20 protein-coding genes are annotated in these 16486 nt (G+C 70.9%); 10 read left to right on the forward strand and 10 right to left on the reverse strand.

All coding sequences use genetic code 11. From position 1 onward, the window contains the following. Nucleotides 1-29: 29 nt before the first annotated feature. Nucleotides 30-1028 carry a DUF3152 domain-containing protein gene (locus OEY_RS0115245; RefSeq protein WP_372471409.1) on the reverse strand — a complete coding sequence of 333 codons (999 nt, stop codon included), beginning with the start codon at nt 1026-1028 and terminating at the stop codon, nt 30-32. Between the two features lie 274 nt (nt 1029-1302). On the opposite strand from OEY_RS0115245, the gene OEY_RS0115250 reads away from it, so the two are divergent. Further along, nucleotides 1303-1980 carry a TetR/AcrR family transcriptional regulator gene (locus tag OEY_RS0115250; RefSeq protein ID WP_010594719.1) on the forward strand — a complete coding sequence of 226 codons (678 nt, stop codon included), beginning with the start codon at nt 1303-1305 and terminating at the stop codon, nt 1978-1980. 84 nt (nt 1981-2064) lie between these two features. Here OEY_RS0115250 and OEY_RS0115255 read toward each other — a convergent pair whose 3' ends face one another. Further along, on the reverse strand, nt 2065-2295 hold the full coding sequence (locus tag OEY_RS0115255) for a DUF3107 domain-containing protein (RefSeq protein WP_003939138.1): 231 nt from the start codon (nt 2293-2295) through the stop codon (nt 2065-2067). Nucleotides 2296-2341: 46 nt separating this feature from the next. Next, a complete protein-coding gene (locus tag OEY_RS0115260; RefSeq protein WP_026137492.1) occupies nt 2342-3040 on the reverse strand; it encodes a ferritin-like fold-containing protein in 699 nt (232 codons plus the stop codon). A 212-nt stretch (nt 3041-3252) separates the two neighbouring features. Here OEY_RS0115260 and OEY_RS0115265 point away from each other — a divergent pair, with 212 nt between their 5' ends. Continuing rightward, nucleotides 3253-4869 (forward strand): DEAD/DEAH box helicase, encoded by a 1617-nt coding sequence (locus OEY_RS0115265; protein WP_010594721.1) that lies wholly within the window; start codon nt 3253-3255, stop codon nt 4867-4869. Nucleotides 4870-4878: 9 nt separating this feature from the next. Next, a complete protein-coding gene (locus tag OEY_RS0115270; RefSeq protein ID WP_010594722.1) occupies nt 4879-6096 on the forward strand; it encodes an Rv3212 family protein in 1218 nt (405 codons plus the stop codon). A gap of 18 nt (nt 6097-6114) precedes the next feature. Here the strand turns inward: OEY_RS0115270 and OEY_RS0115275 are convergent, their stop codons facing one another. Continuing rightward, nucleotides 6115-6903, reverse strand: a complete 789-nt coding sequence (locus OEY_RS0115275) for a ParA family protein (RefSeq protein ID WP_010594723.1) — start codon at nt 6901-6903, stop codon at nt 6115-6117. A gap of 93 nt (nt 6904-6996) precedes the next feature. On the opposite strand from OEY_RS0115275, the gene OEY_RS0115280 reads away from it, so the two are divergent. Continuing rightward, nucleotides 6997-7497 carry a GNAT family N-acetyltransferase gene (locus tag OEY_RS0115280; protein WP_010594724.1) on the forward strand — a complete coding sequence of 167 codons (501 nt, stop codon included), beginning with the start codon at nt 6997-6999 and terminating at the stop codon, nt 7495-7497. On the opposite strand, the gene OEY_RS0115285 is transcribed toward OEY_RS0115280, so the two are convergent. Next, the gene (locus OEY_RS0115285) at nt 7467-7895 is read right to left on the reverse strand and encodes a hypothetical protein (RefSeq protein WP_010594725.1); all 429 of its coding nucleotides are present in this window, start codon (nt 7893-7895) and stop codon (nt 7467-7469) included. The two genes, OEY_RS0115280 and OEY_RS0115285, sit on opposite strands and share 31 nt — an antisense overlap. A gap of 47 nt (nt 7896-7942) precedes the next feature. Between OEY_RS0115285 and OEY_RS0115290 the strand changes: the two genes are divergently transcribed. Together OEY_RS0115290 and OEY_RS0115295 are read left to right on the forward strand one after the other, a co-directional pair. Then, the gene (locus tag OEY_RS0115290) at nt 7943-8893 is read left to right on the forward strand and encodes a diacylglycerol/lipid kinase family protein (protein ID WP_010594726.1); all 951 of its coding nucleotides are present in this window, start codon (nt 7943-7945) and stop codon (nt 8891-8893) included. Nucleotides 8894-9117: 224 nt separating this feature from the next. After that, nucleotides 9118-9372, forward strand: coding sequence for a WhiB family transcriptional regulator (locus OEY_RS0115295; RefSeq protein WP_003939130.1), 255 nt, complete (start codon nt 9118-9120; stop codon nt 9370-9372). Nucleotides 9373-9474: 102 nt separating this feature from the next. On the opposite strand, the gene OEY_RS0115300 is transcribed toward OEY_RS0115295, so the two are convergent. Beyond that, complete coding sequence (locus OEY_RS0115300; RefSeq protein WP_010594727.1) at nt 9475-10953, reverse strand: sensor histidine kinase; 1479 nt, start codon at nt 10951-10953, stop codon at nt 9475-9477. 17 nt (nt 10954-10970) lie between these two features. Further along, complete coding sequence (locus tag OEY_RS0115305; protein ID WP_003939128.1) at nt 10971-11186, reverse strand: biotin/lipoyl-binding carrier protein; 216 nt, start codon at nt 11184-11186, stop codon at nt 10971-10973. A gap of 96 nt (nt 11187-11282) precedes the next feature. On the opposite strand from OEY_RS0115305, the gene OEY_RS31495 reads away from it, so the two are divergent. After that, nucleotides 11283-11357: a 50S ribosomal protein bL37 gene (locus OEY_RS31495; RefSeq protein WP_022597109.1), complete on the forward strand. Its 75-nt coding sequence runs from the start codon at nt 11283-11285 to the stop codon at nt 11355-11357. Between the two features lie 66 nt (nt 11358-11423). Here OEY_RS31495 and rsrA read toward each other — a convergent pair whose 3' ends face one another. Beyond that, nucleotides 11424-11705: a mycothiol system anti-sigma-R factor gene (gene rsrA / locus OEY_RS0115310; protein ID WP_010594728.1), complete on the reverse strand. Its 282-nt coding sequence runs from the start codon at nt 11703-11705 to the stop codon at nt 11424-11426. Continuing rightward, on the reverse strand, nt 11702-12331 hold the full coding sequence (locus OEY_RS0115315) for a sigma-70 family RNA polymerase sigma factor (protein ID WP_010594729.1): 630 nt from the start codon (nt 12329-12331) through the stop codon (nt 11702-11704). The genes rsrA and OEY_RS0115315 overlap by 4 nt, the downstream gene beginning before the upstream one ends. A 160-nt stretch (nt 12332-12491) precedes the next feature. Between OEY_RS0115315 and ybaK the strand changes: the two genes are divergently transcribed. From ybaK to rsgA, 3 genes are all read left to right on the forward strand, one after another. Further along, complete coding sequence (gene ybaK, locus OEY_RS0115320) at nt 12492-12989, forward strand: Cys-tRNA(Pro) deacylase (RefSeq protein ID WP_010594730.1); 498 nt, start codon at nt 12492-12494, stop codon at nt 12987-12989. Between the two features lie 107 nt (nt 12990-13096). Next, complete coding sequence (gene aroA / locus OEY_RS0115325) at nt 13097-14365, forward strand: 3-phosphoshikimate 1-carboxyvinyltransferase (RefSeq protein ID WP_010594731.1); 1269 nt, start codon at nt 13097-13099, stop codon at nt 14363-14365. Further along, nucleotides 14332-15351, forward strand: coding sequence for a ribosome small subunit-dependent GTPase A (rsgA, locus tag OEY_RS0115330; RefSeq protein ID WP_040272459.1), 1020 nt, complete (start codon nt 14332-14334; stop codon nt 15349-15351). The genes aroA and rsgA overlap by 34 nt, the downstream gene beginning before the upstream one ends. Nucleotides 15352-15435: 84 nt before the next feature. On the opposite strand, the gene OEY_RS0115335 is transcribed toward rsgA, so the two are convergent. Then, nucleotides 15436-16486 (reverse strand): fatty acid desaturase family protein (locus tag OEY_RS0115335; RefSeq protein ID WP_010594733.1); only part of this gene is annotated, 1051 nt, incomplete at its 5' end.

Raw genomic sequence — 16486 nt, forward strand, 5'->3', positions numbered from 1 at the left:
GATCGGGCGGTTCCCCGATTGTCCCATCCTCATGCTCGCGGATACGGCCACGGATTGAACCTGCACGTCAGCCCGTCGCGGGGGACGACGCCCTCGGGGTCGAGCCCGGCGATGTCGTCGTTGGCCGTGCCGAACGACTGCTGCATCATGATCGGCGCCAAGCCTCCGTCGCTCCCGCACCCTTCGTGGGCGGCGAAGCCGATGGCGTGCCCGATCTCGTGGTTGATCAGGTACTGGCGGTAGGAGCCGATGTCCCCCTGGAACGCGACGGCGCCCCGCACCCAGCGGGGCTCGTTGAGCAGGACCCGGCCCACGCCGGGGTTGAAGCACGAGACCTCGAGTTCGATGTCGTACCCGCAGCCCTGCCGGATCGTCATCTGGGAGGTCAGCGACACCCGGAAGTCGGGCTCACCCTGATCGACGCGCCGGAATGCGAACGCCGGGTCCTGGATCCAGCTCTTCGGGTTGGCCAGGGTCTCGTCGACCATCCGCGCGAATGCGGCGTCGCCGCCGTAGCCGGTGGTGTCGACGCCGTCCTCGATCTCCACTGTGTAGGTGTAGACGCGGCCGGTGCCGACCTGATCGCCGGTCCCCGGCACGACCCGCCAGGTGCCGGTTCCGGCCGCCGTGAACGGCCCACCTTCCGGGAGCGCACCGGACGGCAGATCGTCGGGGAACGTGCCGTCGGCGACCGGCGCGGGCACACCCACCACGCCGCCGGATTCGGCTACCGCGTCCCCGGCTGCCGCGGGCTCGGGTCGATCGCCACCGGCGCGCAGGGCGTCCACCACGACGATCACCGTGAGGATCGCGAGGACGGGAACGGCGTAGGCCCGCCATCCGTAGGTCGCGACGAAGCGCCCGAGCCGGCTCTGCCGGCGCACCCCGCGATCCGGGCGCGGCGGACGCGGGCGGGTGCTCTCCCCCGAAACGGGATCCCACTGGGCTCGCAGGGGCTGGTGGGAAGGGGCGCGGGTGCGGCGCCACTCGGACGGCCGATCCTCGGGTGTCCGGTGCGGACTGCGCACCGGGCGGCGCGGTGTGTCCGCCACGTCGGCTCCTGCTCGCTCGGTCACGGCTGCCAGAATCTCACACGGTCGTCGCGGGGCGTGCCGGGTCGCGAAGCGCGGCACGCGACCGCCCCCGCGCCGCTGTGGCGCCGCGCACAGTAGCCCCTCGGCTGGGATACTCGTGGGTAGGGGTGCGCCGCACCTCGAGGGCCCCCGGCCTGTAACGTGCAGAGACGATTGCACGTCGTAGTGGTAGGTATCACTTCGACGAATATCTCGGATTGGGAGCGACATGACCGAACTCGCAGCCCGGACATCGTCCGGCCGCGCCACCAGCTCGGGCAACGGCACCGGCACTCGACGCGGCGCCCGGATGCCGCGGGACGAGCGCCGGGTCCAGCTCCTCGCTGCAGCCAGCGAAGTCTTCGTCACCCGCGGGTACCACGCGGCCGGCATGGACGAGATCGCCGAGTGCGCCGGGGTCAGCAAGCCGGTGCTGTACCAGCACTTCCCCGGCAAGCTCGAACTGTACTGCGCGGTACTGCAGAGCTATGTCGACAGCCTGATCTCCGGTGTCCGCCAGGCCCTGCGGTCGACCACCGACAACAGGCAGCGCGTCCGCGCTGCGGTGCAGGCGTTCTTCGACTTCGTCGACAACGACTCGCAGGGTTTCCGGCTCGTGTTCGAGTCGGATCTGATGGGCGAGCCGCAGGTGGCGAACCGCGTGGAGCAGGCCACCGAGGCGTGCGTCGACGCGGTGTTCGACCTGGTGAGCCACGACTCCGGGCTCGACCCGTACCGGGCGCGCATCCTGGCGGTCGGCCTCGTCGGCCCCAGCCAGTTCACGGCCCGCTACTGGCTCGAGGCCGCCCGGCCGATCCCGAAGGAAGACGCCGTCGACACCACGGTCGCGCTCGCCTGGGGTGGTCTGTCGCACGTGCCGCTGCAGCCGGAGCTGCGCCGGCGATGAGCGACGGCGCCGACCGAGGTCGCGCCCGCAACGACGGAAGGGCCGGGGCAGTCGCCCCGGCCCTTCCGTCGTGATGCCGTCGTTCTAGCTCGCCGCGAACCCGACCTTGCGGATGTCGGCGGGGCCGATCTCGACGTAGGTGACCCGCGATGCCTGCACGATGAGCTTGCGGCCCTTCTCGTCGACGAGCGTCAGGACGCCGTCCTTGTCGCCGGCCAGGGCTTGCGTCACGAGCGACTCGACCTCGTCGGGCGTCTGCTCGCTGACCACGGTGAGCTCGCGGGGACTGTCCGCAACACCGATCTTGACCTCCACGGTCGACCTCCGAACTCTCAGGGCTCTACAGCTGTCCCCGCCCAGATTAGTGCAGTCCCAGCACTGCCATCCGGTCGGCGTGCTCGAGCTGCATCCGGTCGAACAACGCCGCGATGTCGGCGAGATCACCGGTAGCGGCGATCACCAGATCGGTGAGATCCTCCCGCTGGGCCATCACGTACTGGGCCTGGGTGATGGCCTCGCCCAGCAGCCGCCGCCCCCACAGCATCAGCCGGTCCTTGTCGGCGGCGCTGTGCCGCACCGCCTCGCGGACCTCGTGCACCACGAATTCCGAGTGCCCGGTCTCGGCGAGCACCTCTCGTACGACCTCGGCCACCTCGGGGGCGAGGGTACCGGCGATCTCGCGGTAGAAGTCGGCGGCGATGCCGTCGCCGACATATGCCTTGACCAGCGACTCGTGCCAGTTCGACGGGTTCGTGGACGCGTGGTAGGCGTCGAGGGCACGCCGGTAGGGCTCCATCGCCGCGTAGATTTCGACACCGCGCGCGGTCAGGGCGGCGTGCAGCGTCTCGAAGTGGCTCATCTCCGCCGCCGCCATGCTTGCGAACGCCACCCGCCCCTGCAGGCTCGGCGACATCCGCGCATCGTCGGCAAGGCGATAGAAGGCCGAGATCTCACCGTAGGCGAGCACCGCGAACAGCTCGGCGACGCCGGGATGGTCGGCCGGCACGCGCACCGGGGCGGCGGATGGACGGGACGGTGACGGTGACGTTTCGGCTCCCATGACGACACAGCGTAGTACCCGGCCGGCGACCGCGCGGCTCACGGCACTCGCACCCGGTACAATGGTTCCGGAAGGCCGCGCCTCGAGGCGCCGACCACCGGCCCCGCGGACTTCACCGATGATGTGCGCGCACCCGATCGCAGATCGCTGCCGCGCCTCGCAGAGCCCTACCGGCCGCTGAGGCGCAGGCCCGGTCGCCTCTCCACTCGTGCGTGCGTGCCGAGACCAGGAAGGCCAGACCCCTGAGCAAGATCACTGTCGACCACGAAGACGACGCCACCGAAACCACGGTGTCGGCCCAACTCGACGCCACCCACACCCCGCCCACGTTCGCCGAACTGGGCGTGCGGGACGAGATCGTCCGCGCTCTCGCCGAGATCGGCATCGAGCGCACCTTCGCCATCCAGGAGCTGACGCTCCCCCTCGCCCTCGCCGGCGACGACCTGATCGGACAGGCACGCACCGGCATGGGCAAGACCTTCGGGTTCGGTGTCCCGCTGCTGCACCGCCTCACCACCGCCGAGTCCGGCACCACCGCCCTCGACGGCACGCCCCGCGCGCTGGTGATCGTGCCGACGCGCGAGCTGTGCCTGCAGGTCACCCAGGACCTCGAGAACGCCGCCAAGTACCTCCCCGGCTCCACCGGTGCCCTGAAGATCTTGTCCGTCTACGGCGGACGTCCGTACGAAACGCAGGTCGACGTGCTGAAGAAGGGCGTCGACGTCGTCGTGGGGACCCCGGGCCGGCTGCTCGACCTCGCCAACCAGGGTCACCTGATCCTCGGCAAGATCGGCGTGCTGGTGATGGACGAGGCGGACGAGATGCTCGACCTCGGCTTCCTCCCCGACATCGAGCGCATCCTCGGCATGGTGCCCGACCGTCGCCAGACGATGCTGTTCTCGGCCACGATGCCCGGGCCGATCATCACGCTCGCCCGCACGTTCCTCACCCGCCCGACACACATCCGCGCCGAGGAACCGGAGTCCTCCGCGGTGCACGAGCGCACCAACCAGCTCGTCTACCGCGCGCACGCGCTCGACAAGGCGGAACTGGTGGCGCGCGTGCTGCAGGCCGAGGGTCGTGGCGCCACCATGATCTTCACCCGTACCAAGCGCACCGCGCAGAAGGTCGCCGACGAGCTCGCCGAGCGCGGCTTCGCCGTCGGGGCCGTGCACGGTGACCTGGGGCAGATCGCTCGTGAGAAGGCGCTGGACAAGTTCCGCAAGGGCAAGATCGACGTGCTGGTCGCCACGGACGTGGCCGCGCGCGGCATCGACATCGACGACGTCACCCATGTCGTGAACTACCAGTGCCCCGAGGACGAGAAGACCTACGTCCACCGCATCGGCCGCACCGGCCGGGCGGGGCGCACCGGTATCGCCGTCACCCTCGTCGACTGGGACGACATTCCGCGCTGGCAGCTCATCGACAAGGCCCTCGATCTGGGCATGCCCGATCCGGTCGAGACCTACTCGAGCTCGCCGCACCTGTTCGAGGAGCTGGGCATCCCCGACGGCACGACCGGAACCGTCCGCAAGACGCCGACCGAGCGGCCCGCCCGCGAGGAGGGCTCCGAGGATGCGGCACGACCCAAGCGCACCCGGGTCCGCCGGCGCACGCGCGGCGGCCGGCCGGAGACCGGCGGCGGCGAGCACTCCGGCACCGGTCCCGAGACGGCGGGCGCGAGTTCCGCCTCGGGGCAGAGCGAGGAGTCCGGGAGCGGAACAGCGCCCGCACGGCGGCGCCGTCGGCGGCGCCGCGGCGGTTCCGCCGCGACCGGCGACACCGTCGCGAACAGCGAAACGGTCACGGCTTCGGCTGCCCAGTAGCCGCTCGCGATGATCGCACCGGAGCGCAGAACCCGGGCGGATCTGATCGCAGCACTCGTGCTCGCCGTCGCGGTCGTCGCGGCGGCGAGCGTCGTCTGGTTGCGCTCGGATGCGCGTGGCACCGTGTCCGTCACGACCGACGCGGCACCGGAGCCGCCACCGTCCGCGACCGTCGTGCCGTCGACCCTGACGGAGGCGTGGCGCGCCCCCAGCGGCGCGACGTCCCGTCCGATCGCGGTCGGCGCCGTCGTGGTCACCGGGGACGGCGGCACCGTCACCGGCCGCGCCCTCGACTCGGGCGCCGAACTGTGGCGCTACGACCGCGACATACCGCTGTGCGGTGTGGTCGAGGACTGGCGCACCGCCGTCGCGGTCTACCGCGACCGGCGGGGATGCAGCCAGGTCACCCAGCTCCTTCCCGACTCGGGAATGCGCGGCGCGCAACGTTCGAGCGACGCCGACGACGCGGTGACCCTCACCGCTGCCGACACCCACGTGATCTCCCGGGGCGACACTCGTCTCGAACTGTGGCGGTCCGATCTCGTGCGGACACTCGAGTACGGACGCGTGGACGCGCCCGTCGTGCCGGGGGCCCAGCCCCGCAGCGGATGCACGCTGAACTCGGCCGCGGCGAGCAACAGCCGGCTTGCGGTGGTCGAACGCTGCCCCGGTGAGGAAGCCGACCGCCTGACGCTGCTCGAGACGACCCCCGAGGCCGATTCGCAGCCGGCGGAGATCGCCTCGTCGGTGCTACCGGAACTGGGACCGGACGACGGCGGTACGCGGGTCGTCGCGGTGACCGGCGAGCGCACGGTGCTGTATCTGCCGCCCACCGCGTCCTCCGGGCCCGTGCTCGCCGTGTACGACGCCGCGGGCACGGTCACCGCGCGGCACCCGCTGTCGGCCGCGGCGACACCGGAGGCGGTGTTCCCCGCGACGGCCCAGGGTTCGATCCTCACGTGGTGGTCGGGCACGCAGACCGTCGCCCTCGGCGGCGACGACCTGGTGCCGCAGTGGACGGTGCCGGGAACGACGGGCACCGGCAGTGCCATGGCCGGAGCGCTGCTGCTTCCGGTGCGCGACGCCCTCGCCGTGGTCGATCCGGCCACCGGGACGGAACGGCAGCGCATTCCGGTCGCGCGCGACGGGACCGGTGTCGTGAACGTCGCGGTCGCCGGGAGTGCGGTGCTCGAGCAGCGGGGGCCGCAGGTCGTGGTGCTGCGGTGAGCCCGGCCGGGCCACCGGTCACGACGTGAAGGTGACCAGCTCCTTGCCGTCGCGCCAATGGGCGAGCAGGTTCTCGGCCAGCACGCGGTAGGCCTCGGCGCCCTTGTTCTTCCGGCCGGCCAGCACCGAGGCTCCGGACGCCGACGCCTCCGCGAAGCGGACGGTGCGCGGGATCGGCGGCGCGAGCACCGGCATGTCGTACCGGTCGGCGACGTCGGCGAGCACGTCACGGCTGTGCGTCGTGCGGGCGTCGTAGAGGGTCGGCAGGGCACCGAGCAGCTCGAGGTCCGGGTTGGTGATCTGTTTGACCTCGGCGACGGTGCGCAGCAGCTGCCCGACGCCGCGGTGCGCGAGGGTCTCGCACTGCAGGGGCACGAGCACGGACTGCGCCGCGGTCAGGCCGTTGAGCGTGAGCACGCCCAGCGACGGCGGGCAGTCGATCACGACGACGTCGAAGCTGTCGAGCAGGGGCGCCAGCGCCCGGCGAAGGGTGAACTCGCGCCCCGGCCGCATCAGCAGCAGCGCCTCGGCGCCGGCGAGGTCGATCGTCGCGGGCAGCAACGTGAACCCCTCGTCGGTATCGAGCAGGACCTCCTTGGCCTCCGCCGCCCCCACCAGCACGTCGTGCACCGACCGTTCGAGCCGGTCGGGGTTGTGCCCGAGCGAGAACGTCAGGCAGCCCTGCGGGTCCAGGTCGACGACGAGCACCCGCTGCCCCAGCCCGGCCAGGGCGGCCGCCAGAGACGCGACGGTGGTCGTCTTCGCGACGCCACCCTTCTGATTTGCCACCGCAAGTACCGTTGTCACGGGTCGATCCTCGCTGAAAACTCGCCCGAACGCGAGAATCGACCGCGATATCCGCCCTCCGGCGGGTCGCCGAACCTCACGAAAGGCCCGATCGTGATCCGCCGCGCCCGTCCCGCCGACGTCGACGCTCTCACCGCCCTCGTCTACGAACTGGCCGAGTACGAGAAGGCTCGCCACGAGTGCACCGTCGTGCCCGAGCAGCTGCACACGGCGTTGTTCGGGGCCGATGCCGCCGCGTTCGCCCACGTGGCCGAGGACGCGCACGGAACGGTGGTGGGCATGGCGTTGTGGTTCCGCAACTTCTCCACCTGGGACGGGGTGCACGGCATCTATCTCGAGGACCTGTACGTCCGGCCCGAGCACCGGGGGCAGGGACACGGCCGCGCCCTGCTCGCGGCGCTGGCCCGCGAGTGCGTCGACCGCGGCTACAGCCGCCTGAGCTGGTCGGTGCTGGACTGGAACACGCCGTCGATCGGGTTCTACCGTTCGCTCGGCGCGGTCCCGCAGGACGAGTGGACCACCTTCCGTCTCAGCGGGCAGGCGCTCACCGCGCTCGGCGGGGGTCAGGCCGCGTCGTCGGCATCCGGCGCGTAGTCCTGGGCCAGCCAGCGCGTCGTCGGCGGGCTGAACAGCAGCACCAGCGCCGGCACCACGATCAGGGTCAACAGGATGCCGAGCACGACCTGGTGGGAATCGGTCAGCAGCGACCAGGCCACCGGCAGCAACAGCAGCTGCGCGACGATCGCCACGGCCCGTCCCCAGCGCTGTCCGCGTAACAGCGCGATCCCGGCCGCGAGCACGCCACCGAACAGGATTCCCAGCCACAGCGCGAGGCCGTAGCCGTTTCCGACCGTCTGGTCGTGCCCGCCCGTCAGCGCCCGGACCACGGACACCACAGCGAAACCGATCGCGATCACGCCTTCGAGGACGACGAGACCACCCGCCGCTCGAACGGTGGACGGGACGGTGCTGCGTGGCGACTCGGTGGACACCCGGCCAGCGTAGTGGACCCGTGCGAGACCACTTAGGCTGATGCTCCGTGCGCGCACTGCTGATCGTGAACCCCAACGCGACGACCACCACTCCGGCCGGTCGCGACCGGTTGGCCCGCGCGCTCGCCGATCGGGTCTCCCTCACCGTCGCCCACACCACCCATCGGGGGCACGCCGCCGAACTGGCCCGCTCGGCGCACGCCGACGGAATGGACGTCGTCGTCGCGCACGGCGGCGACGGCACCGTCAACGAGATCGTCAACGGCCTGCTCGGTACCCCGTCCGAGCGGGTTGCCGACCCCACGCTCCCGCTGCTCGCGGTCGTCCCCGGCGGGTCGGCCAACGTCTTCGCCCGTTCGCTGGGTGTGGACGCCGATCCGGTGAAGGCGACCGCGCAACTGCTCGATCTGCTGGCCCGGCGCACGACCCGCCGGATCGGTCTCGGCCACTGCGACGGCCGGTGGTTCGTCTTCAATGCGGGGCTCGGACTCGACGCACAGGTGTGCGAGGCCGTCGACCTGAGCCGGCTGGGCGGGCGGAAGGTCACGACCGCCCGATACGTCGTGCATTCGATCACGCAGTTCTTCAAGTCCAAGGGTGCCGAGCCCGCGCTGACGCTGACGCTGCCCGGACGGCCGCCGATCCCGGGCGTGTACTACGCGTTCGTCTCCAATTCGAGCCCGTGGACCTATCTGGACAAGCGCCCGGTGCACACCAATCCGGGCACCTCGTTCGACACCGGGCTCGGTGTCTTCGCGATGACGACGACGGCGGTGTTCGCAAGCTTGCGGGTGGTCCGCCAGTTGCTCGCGCGCCACGGGAATCCGAACTCCCGCCGCTTGGTGCGGGTCGACGACGTCGCACGGGTGCGAGCGGAATCGAGCCGGCCGATCGGCCTGCAGGTGGACGGGGACTACCTCGGTCTTCGCACCGAGGTGGAGTTCGTGTCGGTTCCGGCCGTGCTCGAGGTCGTGGCACCCACCCCGTCCGTGGAGTGACCCGGGTTACATTTTTGTGTTCCGCGGTGTACAAAGGAAGTTCGAGTCCCGGAACGGGCCACAGCCGGCGTGAGCTTCCCCACGGTCGTGTCGATTCCTATTGACTTCACGCTGGTTCGTGAAAGCATTCACAAGTAACCGCGCGGAAACACTTGCCGACGCACGCATGAACTTGCCACCACGATCAGCCGGTGCGACGAGCACTATCGAAGGAGAGTAGAAGCATGGACTGGCGCCACAAGGCCATCTGCCGCGACGAGGATCCCGAGCTGTTCTTCCCCGTCGGTAACAGCGGCCCGGCCCTCGCGCAGATCGCCGACGCCAAGCTCGTGTGCAACCGCTGCCCCGTCACCGCCGAGTGCCTCTCGTGGGCCCTCGAGTCCGGTCAGGACGCGGGCGTGTGGGGCGGCATGAGCGAGGACGAGCGTCGTGCCCTCAAGCGCCGCAACGCCCGCACCCGGGCGCGCTCCGCGGTCTGACACGGCCCACCGCCACAGATCTCCGGGAAGGCCCGGCACCGCTTCGGTGCCGGGCCTTCCTGCCTCCGCGGGCCTGGTTCCCGCCGGACTCCCCACGGGGGCTCAGCCGAGCGCCACCCGGCCCAGCGGAACCCGCAGCCGCGCATCCGTTCCCATCGTCGCGCCCCGCTCGAGCCGCAACGTGCCGCCGAGTTCGGCGGCGACGAGCGTGCGGACGATCTGCAGGCCCAACCGGTCCGAGCTCTCGAGGTCGAATCCCTCCGGCAGTCCCTTGCCCTCGTCGTGGACCACCACGTCGAGCCAGCGGGCCGACCGCTCGGCCCGCAGCGTCACGGTGCCGGCCGCACCCGGATCGAAGGCATGCTCGACCGAGTTCTGCACGAGTTCGGTGAGCACCATCACCAGCGGTGTCGCCCGCTCGGCGGGGAATACCCCCAGGCTGCCCTCCCGGCGCACCCGGACCTGACTGCCCACGGCCGCGACGTCGACGACGATGGGGATCAGCCGGTCGACGACGTCGTCGAGATCGACCTCCTCGTCCACCGACATCGACAGCGCCTCGTGCACGAGCGCGATCGACGTCACCCGGCGCACCGCCTCGGCCAGCGCCTGCCGGGCCTCGGTGTTGCCGGTGCGTCGCGCCTGCAGCCGCAGCAGGGCCGCGACCGTCTGCAGGTTGTTCTTCACCCGGTGGTGGATCTCCCGGATCGTGGCATCCTTGCTCAGCAACGCCCGATCGCGCCGCTTGACCTCGGTGACGTCGCGGATGACCACCGCCGCACCCTCGAGCCGGCCGCCGGGCGCGAGCACCAGCGCACGCAGCAGCACGGTGGCCCCGCGTGCCTCGATCTCCATGGGCCGTCCCAGCTTGCCGCGCACCGCACCCCGCAGGTAGCTCTCGACGTCCTCGCTCTCGAACGGATCGGTCACCAGCGCGCGTGTCGTCTCGATCAGGTTCTGGCCGAGCAGGTCGGAGTTCAACCCCATCCGGTGGTAGGCGGACAGGGCATTCGGGCTCGCATACACCACCCGGCCGGACCGGTCGAGGCGGATGAAGCCGTCGCCCGCGCGGGGGCTCGACTTGGTGTCCGAACGCAATTCCGTGGTCGGGAAGGTGCCCTCGCAGATCATCGTGAACAGGGCGTCGGCGCACTCGAGGTACGCGGTCTCGAGGGCGCTCTTGGTGCGCCTGGCCACGGTGGCCGCGTCGCGGCTCAGAACGGCGATGACCTGCCCGTCCCAGCGGACCGGCACCGCCTGCCGGCGCAGCGGCGCGACGTGGCTGGGCCGCGCGTCCGCAGAGACGACCACTCCGGTCTCGAGGGCCCGCAACACGTGCGGGTGTTCCCGCTCGGACACCACCGAACCCACCATGTCCTCGGGCAGCACGGTCGATGCGGTGGTGGGGCGGCACTGCGCCACGCACACCACCCCACTCGGCTCGGCGCTCACCCACAACAGGACGTCCGCGAAGGACAGGTCCGCGAGCAACTGCCATTCGCCGACGACTCGCTGCAGGTGGTCGACCGCACCGCCCGGCAGGTCGGTGTGCTCGGCGAGAAGAGCGCTGAGGGTGGACACGGGCGGCACGTGCGGACTCAGGAGATGACCGCGATGAGGTCGCCCTGCTGCACGACGTCGCCGACGACCACGTCCAGTGAGGTCACGGTGCCCGACGTCTCGGCGAGCACCGGAATCTCCATCTTCATGGACTCCAGGATCACCAGCGTGTCGCCCTCGGCGACGACGTCCCCTTCCTGCACCACCACCTCGAACACGGTGGAGACCATCTCGGCGCGCACGTCTTCGGCCATCGGGCACCTCATTCCACGAAGAAGACGGTGGCCCTGCTTTCAGGGCCACCGGACCACACGTGAAACACTGTAATGAACCAGAAAGGAGATCGGACCATGGGTAAGCGAGGCCGCAAGAAGCGCAGTCGCAAGGGTAACGCCGCCAACCACGGCAAGCGTCCCAACGCCTGAGGCGCGCACACACGCGTGAGGGGGCCGGAAGCAGCTGCTTCCGGCCCCCTCACGCGTGTCGGGTGGTCAATCCCGGACGTCGGTGCGCGTCACGACGACGGTCCGCCGGATCTCGACCAGCAGCCGCTCCCGCAGGCCCTCCGGGGCGTGCTCGCCGCCGCACTTGCGGCTGAGCAGGGACTTGAGCTGGGATTCGAGCCCGTACGCCTCGAGGCAGGACCCGCAGTCGTCGAGATGGCGCTGCAGACGCTCACGCGACCGGTCGTCGCACTCGCTGTCGAGCAGCAGATAGACGTCCGCGATCACTGCGGAACAGTCGAGCTGATCGAAGTCGGCCGACTCGCTCACCTCGAGACCTCCTTGTTGTCCACGCCGTGTCCGACAGCAGCGTCCACGGCCCCGCTCCGGTTGAATCCTCGCTCCCGCGCGACATCGGCCAGCAGGCCGCGCAGCTGCTTGCGGCCGCGGTGCAGCCGTGACATGACCGTGCCGATGGGCGTGCCCATGATCTCCGCGATCTCCTTGTACGGGAAACCCTCGACGTCGGCGTAGTACACCGCCATCCGGAACTCCTCGGGCAGCTCCTGCAACGCGGCCTTGATGTCGTCGTCGGGAAGCGCGTCGAGCGCCTCGACCTCGGCCGACCGCAGACCGGTGGAGCTGTGCTCGGCCGTCGCCGCCAGCTGCCAGTCGGTGATCTCCTCGGTGGGGTACTGAGCGGGCTGGCGCTGCTTCTTGCGGTAGGAGTTGATGTAGGTGTTCGTCAGGATGCGGTACAGCCACGCCTTGAGATTGGTCCCCTCCTTGAACGAGGAGAAGGCGGAGAACGCCTTGATATACGTCTCCTGAACCAGATCCTCCGCGTCCGCGGGGTTGCGGGTCATCCGCAGCGCCGCGCCGTAGAGCTGATCGAGCAGGGGCAATGCATCCCGCTCGAACCGTTCGGCCAGTTCCGTACCAGACTCCTCGACCACACCGATCCCTTCACTTGCCGTATCCGTGAAGGCTACCGGCCGGGACGGGCACAGCACAGGCACGCGGCACTCCTCGCTCTCGGTCACCGGCCACGCCGATCGTGGCGGCCACCCGGAATCAACACGACAGGGGGGGGGCTTGTTCCCTACATTGACGCGCATGGCCTCGACCTCCACTCCCGCGACCACGCTGCTGACACGCGAGAAAGTCACCCACCGCGTCCACGAGTACCCGCACGACCCGCGAGCCGGCTCGTTCGGTTCCGAGGCCGTCGAGCTCCTCGGGCAGCGGCTCGGGGTGGCCCCCGCCCAGATCTTCAAGACCCTCGTGATCAAGCTCTCCGACGGCAAGCTCGCGGTGGCCGTGATCCCGGTCCCGGCGACGCTGTCGCTGAAGGCGGCCGCGGCCGCCCTCGGGGGCGGCAAGGCGGTCATGGCCGAACGCAGCGACGCCGAACGCGCCACCGGCTACGTCCTCGGGGGAATCTCACCGCTGGGTCAGCGCAGCCGGCTGCGCACCGCCGTCGACGCCTCCGCGCACCAGTGGGACCGGGTCCTGTGCAGCGCCGGACGCCGCGGCCTCGAGATCGAACTCGCCCCGGCGGACCTGGTGCGGCTCACGGGAGCAGTGGTGGCGCCGATCACCGCCGGGGCCTGATGCGGGGGCGCCCGGGAGGTGCCGCGCCGACCACCCGCGCCGCGGACCGCACCCGGCCGCGGGGTGTGGCAGGTGGCTGCCGGCTGCGGATAGGCGAAGATGGACGGGTGAATCCGTGGAGTGCGCCCCGAGCCGAGTCACCCGTCGACAGTTCCGTCACGCTGCCCGGGTCCAAGTCGATCACCAACCGCGCCCTGATCCTCGCTGCGCTCGCGGACGGCCCGTCCACCGTGACCGGTGCGCTGCGCAGTCGCGACACCGACCTGATGATCGCGGCCCTGCGCGGACTGGGCACGACGATCGACGAGCGAGACGACGGCACCACGCTGCACGTCATCCCCGGCCGGCTGCACGGCGCCCGGGTGGACTGCGGCCTGGCGGGAACGGTGATGCGATTCGTGCCGCCCCTCGCGGCGCTGGCCGACGGCGACGTCTTCTTCGACGGTGACGAGCAGGCGCGTACCCGCCCGATGGGCACCGTCCTCGAGGCCCTGCGCTCGCTCGGCGCCGACGTCGACGGCGACACCCTGCCCTTCACCGTGCGCGGGCGCGGCTCCCTGCGCGGCGGCACCGTCACCATCGACGCGTCGGGGTCGTCACAGTTCGTCTCGGGTCTGCTGCTCTCCGCCGCCGCGTTCGTCGAGGGCGTCACGGTGCGGCACGCCGGGGCGGCCGTGCCGTCCATGCCGCACATCGACATGACCGTCGAGATGCTGCGCGAGTCCGCGGTGACGGTCGACACGTCCGTGCCCGACACCTGGCGGGTCGCACCGGGCCCGGTCCGCGCCGTGGACCGGGTCGTCGAGCCCGACCTGTCCAACGCGACCCCGTTCCTGGCGGCCGCGGCCGTCACGGCCGGCACGGTGTCGGTGCCGCGATGGCCGCAGCGCACCACCCAGGCCGGCGACGCGATCCGCGGAATCCTCGAGCAGATGGGTGCCGACGTCGCACTGTCCGACGGAACGCTCACCGTGCGAGGCCCGAAGCATCTGCGCGGCCTCGACGTCGACCTGCACGACGTCGGCGAGCTCGCCCCCACGGTCGCCGCACTCGCGGCGCTGGCGACCACCCCGTCCACGCTGCGGGGCATCGCCCACCTGCGCGGGCACGAGACGGACCGCCTGGCCGCCCTGGTCACGGAGCTCGGCAAGCTCGGCGGTTCCGCCACCGAGCTTGCGGACGGCCTGCACATCGTGCCCGCGCCGCTGCACGGCGGACGCTGGCATTCGTATGCGGATCACCGGATGGCGACGGCGGGCGCGATCGTGGGACTCGTGGTCGACGGCATCGAGGTCGAGGACATCGGCACGACGGCCAAGACCCTGCCCGGCTTCCCCGAGCTGTGGGCCGGGATGCTGAGGGGAGCGCGCTCCTGAGCCGGCGGACCTACGACGAGACCGACGTCCGGATCCGTCCGGGCAAGGGCTCGCGGCCGCGCACGAAGGACCGGCCGGCCCATCGGGACGCCGTCGAAGCGATGGTCGTCTCCGTCGACCGTGGCCGGTGGGGCTGCGTGCTGGAGGGTGATCCCGCGCGGCCGGTCGTCGCGATGCGGGCCCGGGAGCTCGGCCGTACCCCTGTCGTCGTCGGGGATCGGGTCGCGGTGGTCGGGGACCTGTCGGGGCGGCCCGACACGCTTGCGCGCATCGTGCGGGTACAGGAACGCACCACGGTGTTGCGCCGCACCGCCGACGACACCGACCCGTTCGAGCGGATCGTCGTGGCCAACGCGGAGCAGCTGCTGATCGTCGTCGCACTGGCCGATCCGCCGCCTCGGACCGGGCTGGTCGAACGGTCCATGGTCGCCGCGTTTGCGGGCGGGCTGGAACCGGTGCTGTGCCTGACGAAGAGCGATCTGGCCGATCCCGGGGAGTTCACGGCGCAGTTCGCGGATCTGGACGTTCCCGTGGTGCTGGCGGGCCGCGAGCAGGACCTGTCGGAGCTGACGGCGATGCTGGCGGGCAGGTCGACCGCGCTGATCGGCCATTCCGGCGTGGGAAAGTCCACTCTGGTCAACCGGCTCGTCCCGGATGCCGACCGCGCCACCGGCGAGGTCTCGGGGGTCGGGAAGGGCCGGCACACCTCCACGCAGTCGGTGGCGCTGCCGTTGCCGGGCGGCGGGTGGGTGATCGACACCCCCGGGATCAGGTCGTTCGGGCTCGCTCACATCGATGCCGACGACGTGATCGCCGCGTTCTCGGATCTCGCCGACGCGGTGGAGGACTGTCCCCGTGGCTGCACCCACCTGGGCCCGCCCGCGGACCCCGAGTGCGCACTCGACGCCCTCGAGGGCAAGTCCGGGCGCCGCGCGATGGCCGTGCGCACACTGCTGACCGCGATCGCCGCCAACGAATCCTGGTGAGCCCGGTCCCCGGACGCCGGGTGTCACAGGGACGCCGAGCGCCCGGTGTCACAGGGACGCCGGGCGCTCGGTGGGGATTCGGGATCAGCGCATGCCGAGGAGACGGCGCACGCCGCGGACCCGGCGGTTCTCGCGGATCGCGGTGGCCAGGCCGCGTCGCCGGCCGGTCGCAGGGTCCACGACGGCGGTGCCGCCGAAGCCGCGCTCGGACGCGGTTTCCGGGGCCGCGTCCGGGGTGTCCGCGAGGTACTTGTTCGGCAGCGACAGCTTGGCGATGGTGCGCCAGGACTTGAAGTACTGCACGGCGAGCGGGCCGGTGGTGTACGGCAGGTCGTACTTGTCGCACAGCTCGCGCACCCGCACCGCGATCTCGGCGTACCGGTTCGACGGCAGGTCCGGGAACAGGTGGTGTTCGATCTGGTAGCTCAGGTTGCCGGTCATGAAGTCCATGACCGGGCCGCCGGAGATGTTGGCGCTGCCGAGCATCTGGCGCAGGTACCACTGCGCCTGCGTCTCGTTGTCGACGTCGGCCTTGGTGAACTTCTCGGCGCCGTCGGGGAAGTGCCCGCAGAAGATGACCGCGTTGGTCCACAGATTGCGGATCACGTTGGCCGTCATGTTCGCGGTGAGCGTGGACCTCCACGCCTTACCCGTCAGCGCCGGATAGACCACGTAGTCCTTGGCGATCTGGCGACCGATCTTGTCCCCCACCTCGCGCAGCTTGCGCTTGGTCTCGGCGCGGTCGTCGCGGCCCTTGGCGACCTTGCCGAGTTCGAGGTGCTGGACCGCGACGCCGTACTGGAACAGCAGGGCGAGCAGGGCGTTGTAGACGATGTTGCCGTAGTTGAACGGCGACCAGCGCTGGTCGCGCGTCACCCGCAGCAGGCCGTATCCCACGTCGTCGTCCATGCCGAGGATGTTGGTGTACTTGTGGTGCAGGTAGTTGTGGGTCTGCTTCCAGTGCGCGGACGGGTCGGCGTTGTCCCACTCCCAGTGGACGGAGTGGACCTCGGGATCGTTCATCCAGTCCCACTGCCCGTGCATCACGTTGTGCCCGAGCTCCATGTTCTCGACGATCTTCGAGAGGCCGAGCAGGCCCGCACCGAGCAGCCACAGCGGCCGCCGGCGGGCGCCG

This window comes from Rhodococcus sp. P14 (genome assembly GCF_000256505.1).
Taxonomy (GTDB): domain Bacteria; phylum Actinomycetota; class Actinomycetes; order Mycobacteriales; family Mycobacteriaceae; genus Rhodococcus; species Rhodococcus ruber.